Origin of the sequence: uncultured Fibrobacter sp., from assembly GCF_937877005.1 — a bacterium.
Lineage (GTDB): Bacteria > Fibrobacterota > Fibrobacteria > Fibrobacterales > Fibrobacteraceae > Fibrobacter.
Genome location: NZ_CALEFV010000357.1, coordinates 1 through 5,135, shown reverse-complemented (window position 1 = coordinate 5,135; position 5,135 = coordinate 1). Strand labels below are relative to the sequence as shown.

The 5,135-nt window shown below is 51.6% G+C and carries 3 protein-coding genes and 1 pseudogene; 2 read left to right on the top strand and 2 right to left on the bottom strand.

Going from position 1 to position 5,135, the window contains the following annotated elements; genetic code table 11:
* Both proB and rapA read right to left on the bottom strand, forming a co-directional pair.
* On the bottom strand, positions 1-755 hold a 755-nt coding region (gene proB, locus Q0628_RS15665; RefSeq protein ID WP_298772605.1), incomplete at its 3' end, for a glutamate 5-kinase.
* 3 nt (positions 756-758) lie between these two features.
* A complete protein-coding gene (gene rapA, locus Q0628_RS15660) occupies positions 759-3,743 on the bottom strand; it encodes an RNA polymerase-associated protein RapA (RefSeq protein WP_298772602.1) in 2,985 nt (994 codons plus the stop codon).
* Between the two features lie 81 nt (positions 3,744-3,824).
* Here rapA and Q0628_RS15655 point away from each other — a divergent pair, with 81 nt between their 5' ends.
* A complete protein-coding gene (locus Q0628_RS15655) occupies positions 3,825-4,601 on the top strand; it encodes an RDD family protein (RefSeq protein WP_298772600.1) in 777 nt (258 codons plus the stop codon).
* Positions 4,602-4,744: 143 nt separating this feature from the next.
* Positions 4,745-5,135: pseudogene (locus Q0628_RS15650) on the top strand (UDP-N-acetylglucosamine 1-carboxyvinyltransferase); the annotation flags it as partial.

Sequence of the window (5,135 nt, the reverse complement as noted above, 5' to 3'; positions counted from 1 at the left end):
AACACCTTCATGCCACTCGCGAGGAATGCGTTGCAGCCGCTCTTGGTCACGTTGCGGATGGCTTCGAGCTTGCTGCGCATGCCGCCGGTACTTACAGCGGAGCCCGTCTCGCCGGGCTTACCTGCGAGCGCAAGCACAGCAGGCGTAATTTCAGGTACAAAGCGCAACAAGCGCGCATTCGGATTCTTCTTCGGATTGTCATCGAAGAGGCCGTCTTCGTCCGTAAAAATCAAAAGCAAGTCGGCATCAAGGAACAAAGCCACGTCGCTCGAGAGCTTGTCGTTATCGCCCACCTTGATTTCGGCGACAGCGAGCGAGTCGTTCTCGTTGATAATCGGAACAATTTTACGGGCAAGCATCGCCTTGATGGTGTTCTGCAAATTCTTGTAGCGGTTACGGTCGCGGAAGTCTTCGGCAGACAAAAGAATCTGGCCCACGGAAAGCTGCATCCAGCGGAACATTTCGCGGTAGGCATACATCAAGTCAATCTGGCCCACGGCAGCGCAGGCCTGTTTTTCGGCAAGCACGGTCGGCTTTTCCTTGTAGCCCAGCTGGCTCATGCCGGTTCCCACGGCACCGCTAGTCACAATCACGACTTCCTTGCCCGCTTCCATCAGGCGAGCCACAGAATCGGCAAGTTTCTGGATGTAGCGAGTACGAACGCCGCCTTTTTCGGAGTCGACCAAAATGCGCGAGCCGATCTTTACGACAATGCGGCGGGATTCATCGAGAATATTCTTTCTTAATTCACTCATAAACTACCTACACACCAAGAGCCTAATTGCATCGAGGCGTAGCTGCGGGTTCGAAATAACCTTCTTCCATTCCTGGGCGTTCTTGCGGAGCTGTTGCAGCTGAGCGTTGTTGCCCGCCTTGCCACGCATGCTCAGCAAATGGTTCATGCGCTGGTATTCCTGCTCGGCGCGGGCTTCGACAGCTTCTGCAGCCACATCGGCAATTTCCTTTGCCTTGGCAGACACGATGCGGCGTGCAATCGCAAGACCTTCTTTACCGAAATACTTGAGCGTCATGTTCACGGCGGCGTTCCCTTGCGGGACAGGCACGTCCTTGAAGCAAGCCTTCTTCAAGTCAGCAAGTTTTGCCGACATATCTTCGCCCGTCGGGTTCACAAGCACGCTAATGTAGCGCGGTCCCGCGATATCGGACACACCCCATTCCTCCGAAATGGAAAAATCAACGGCAAAATTATACTGCATCAGAAGACCGCGCATTCCAGAATTAGCCCAGATATTGCATGCGACGGCACCGTTATCGAGAGATGTTTCAAAATCTATCACTCCCTGAGAGAGAGGATGTTCCAAGCTCACGAAATCCACTTCGTCGTGCACCATGGCAACATTGCGATCAAAAGTCACCGTCAGGCTAGAGGTATCACAGAAACGAGCATCTTCGTCTCCGCCGCCGGAGCTTTCTTCAAAATTTCCGACCGACTGAGTGATGCGGCCTCCACCGCCGGCGCCTGCCATGCCAACGCTTTCCGGCATGCCAGGAATCGATCCCGATTCCACCTGCGTACCCATACTCACCACATAGCAGCCCTTAATCTTACTCTTCTCGATTTCAAGGCCACGGTCCATCAGCGACGAGAATACGAGAGTCTGTAAATCCTGATCAGCATCTATTCTCAAGATGGCATCGATGATTTCCTTCGCCTTCGCCGGATTGCGAGAATTAAATTCCAGCAAGCGGTCACGGCCCTTTTCAATATTCTTGCGCATGGCTTCGCAATCCTTTTTCACCTGCGGGATCACGACATCGACAAAATTCTGGAGTAACGCCTGCGGTTCAGCCAATGCAGCAATCAGTTCGTCCGTATACTTGAGGAACAGTTCGCCACCGCTCATCATCGGAGTACCGAAGGCGTTCAGGCCGTTGTGGTACCAGCGGAACATGACTTCCTGTCCGGAACCCTTTACATACGGCACATGAATAATGATGTTTTCGGTCTGACCGATACGGTCCAGGCGGCCAATACGCTGCTCTACCAAGGCGGCATCGAGCGGCAGGTCAAATAGAATCAAATGATGCGCAAACTGGAAGTTGCGGCCTTCGGAACCTATTTCGGAAGCAATTAGTAGGTTTGCACCGTTATCTTTGCTGAAGTTCGCGGCAGCCTTGTCGCGGGCCATAATCGTCATGTTTTCGTGGAACATCGAGAATGCGCCCTCGCCCATGTATTCGTTCAAGAGCGTTTCAAGAGCTTGAACCACCTGAATCGATTCGCAAATCAGGAGCACCTTATCATTAGCGTGTTCCTTCAAGAATCCCTTGAGCCACACGTAGCGTTCGTCGAGCGCCCAAGCGTCGGAATAGTTCGTACACAGGAGGCCATTTTCCTGGATATCGGTGGACATGTCCAAATCGTTCTCGGCAGCAGCATTCACCATATCACGATAGTTCTTGTTCGGTTCTAGCGGAATTTCGTCAAGAACTCGTTTGGGGAAACCACCCACACCTTTACGAGTATTGCGGAATACCACTGAGCCTGTACCCACGGCATCCACGATGCGGCGAATCCATTCATCCGCAGGCATACTTTTCGCACTTTCCTGTTCGAGCCAGGGACGAATCATGGACTTCTTGGGAACGAACTCGTTCAAGTCGTCCCAGCTCATCTGCTGCCCAGGTTCTGTCGGCAACTTGTTGAGTTCGTTCACAAGTTTGCGATAAGCGTCCTGATCCTTGATAAAGCTATTGTAATCGGCAAAGCGAACCGGATCGAGCATCTTCAAGCGGTTGAACTGTGATTCCGGATGGAATTGCAACGGTGTTCCCGTCAAAAGCAGCACACCCTTCGAGCGCTGAATCACGGCGTTAGCGAGCAAGTATTCGTGGCTCGTGAATCCGTCTTCGCAAACCAGGTGGTGCGCTTCGTCAATAATCACCATGTCCCACGAGGTCTTGAGCAAGTCCTCAATCAAGGCGGGCTGCTTAATCAGGAAATCTATCGAGCAGATGACATCATTTGCGACCATGAACGGATTCGGGCGGTCATCGTCATCGTTCACGAACAGTCCCTTGATGTAGCCTTCATCCACTAGCGTAAAGAGGTGGTTGAAGCGACGTTTCATTTCAATCAGCCACTGGTGCTTAAGCGTTTCTGGCACAATAATCAGGGTGCGATCAAGTCTTCCGCGAGCCTTAAGCGCATGCCAAATCATGCCCGCTTCAATCGTCTTGCCTAGTCCCACCTCATCCGATAGCATGAGTCGCGGAAGCGACGAAGAAGAACAGGCCCTGTGGCAAAGATAATACTGATGCGGAATCATGCTCGTACGCGGACCGATCATGCCACGTACCGGCGAGGACAGCCATTTGCACGAAAGCTCCTGAGCGCATTCGCGACGGATAAACTGAGAGCTCTTCGACACGCGATTTTCCATCAGAGCGCGGAATAAATCGGCCGGACGGGCAATCGAAATCTTCGCATTCAGTTCCGATTCCTTCATCGAGCGTCCTCCACGCCCAGAATAGACAAGCATACCATCCACTTCACTTACGGTTTCCACCGTAAAAGACATTCCCTTTTCACTCTTTGCAGTATCACCCACCGCCAGTTCGAAACGGTCTACGGGAGCACCCATGGAGCGATAACAACGAACATCCTTAACAGCAGGGAAAGAGATCTTCACAATGCGGTCCTGCACCTCGGTCACGATTCCAAGACCAAGAGCCGGCTCCGATTGACTTACGTAGCGTTGGCCAATCTTAAAGTTCATCATACCTCTCAAATTTAGTTTTTCTCGCGCCTTTCGTCTGTAGAGTAGAGCACATTCTTTCGGTGATTTCTACATTTACCTCATATGATTTGGTATTACATTGACGAAACCATCACCGATGGGGAACGACGCAAAGGTCCTTATTCTATCGACGAAATCCGAAATTTTGTCAAAGAAGGCGTTATCAAGGATGAAACTCTCGTATGGCACTCCGGAATGGAGTCCTGGACCACCTGGAAAGACACCGACGAGGCCAAAGAAAGCTCACTAACCGAAGAAGAACAGGTTCGAGCTGCTCTTGAAGCCATTCTTGCAGAGCACAAGAGCACCAAACGCTATGCAGGTTTCTTCATCCGTGGCATTGCCTATCTTGTAGATAATTTTATTTTATCTGTAATAGGCGTCTTACTCCTGATGATTCTGAATGCGATGCAGTTTCTGGATCTATCCGCACTTGCAGACGCCATGAACGCCTATGTGAACAACCCAACCTCAGAAGATGCGCTCTCAAAGGTTTTGGATGTTCCCGGAACGCACCTATTCCTCGGAATTTGGGGATTCATTCAGGCAATCTACTTCATCTGCTTTACCGCACTCCGTTCGGCCACGCCAGGCAAAAAAATCGTCCATATCCATGTCGAAGCGGCAAACGGTTCCGACATGAACTGGATTCTCGCAGCCCTGCGCTACGTCGCCAGCCTTTTCACACAAAGCACCTTCATGTTCTACGGACTTGGATATCTTATTGTCATGATCGATCCAAAGAGACGCACTCTACACGACTTCATCGCCCGCACAAGAGTTGTGCACGATAAGATTAGACTAGAGACGAAAGACGAGATACGAAAGAAAAAAGAATAATTAAAAGGGAGAGGTTTCTCCCTCGTTCAAACCCCGGCTGCACACAGCCGGGTTTTTCTCTACCCTCTCTCCTAGGGGCACGCCCCTAAAACCCGGTACTTTTACTATCTTATAAATGCAAAAAATTTAAGTCTAATTTTACTATGTACCAGTTTATTGTACCTCAAGTTAAAAAGCCGCTCGACGGCGAAGTTGAAATTTCTGGCGCAAAGAACGCCGTGCTCGCTGTGATGGCAGCAGCGCTCCTCGCCGACGGGGTTTCCGAAATCACCAATGTTCCGCACCTTAAAGACATGAAGACCATGTCCGACGTGCTGCGCGTCATCGGTTGCCACATCAGCGGCGAAGCCCACTGTCTTAAAATCGACACCCGTAACGCCGACCACCTGGAAGCCCCCTACGAACTCGTGAAGACCATGCGCGCAAGCTTTTACGTGCTAGGTCCACTCGTTGCCCGTTTTGGACGCTGCCGCGTCTCGCTCCCCGGCGGATGCGCCTGGGGCCCGCGCCCGGTCGACCTGCACCTGAAAGGGC

Coding starts and splice junctions, on each gene's coding strand:
- rapA (WP_298772602.1), bottom strand. CDS start 3,743: ATGATGAACTTTAAGATTGGCCAACGCTACGTAAGTCAATCGGAGCCG.
- Q0628_RS15655 (WP_298772600.1), top strand. CDS start 3,825: ATGATTTGGTATTACATTGACGAAACCATCACCGATGGGGAACGACGC.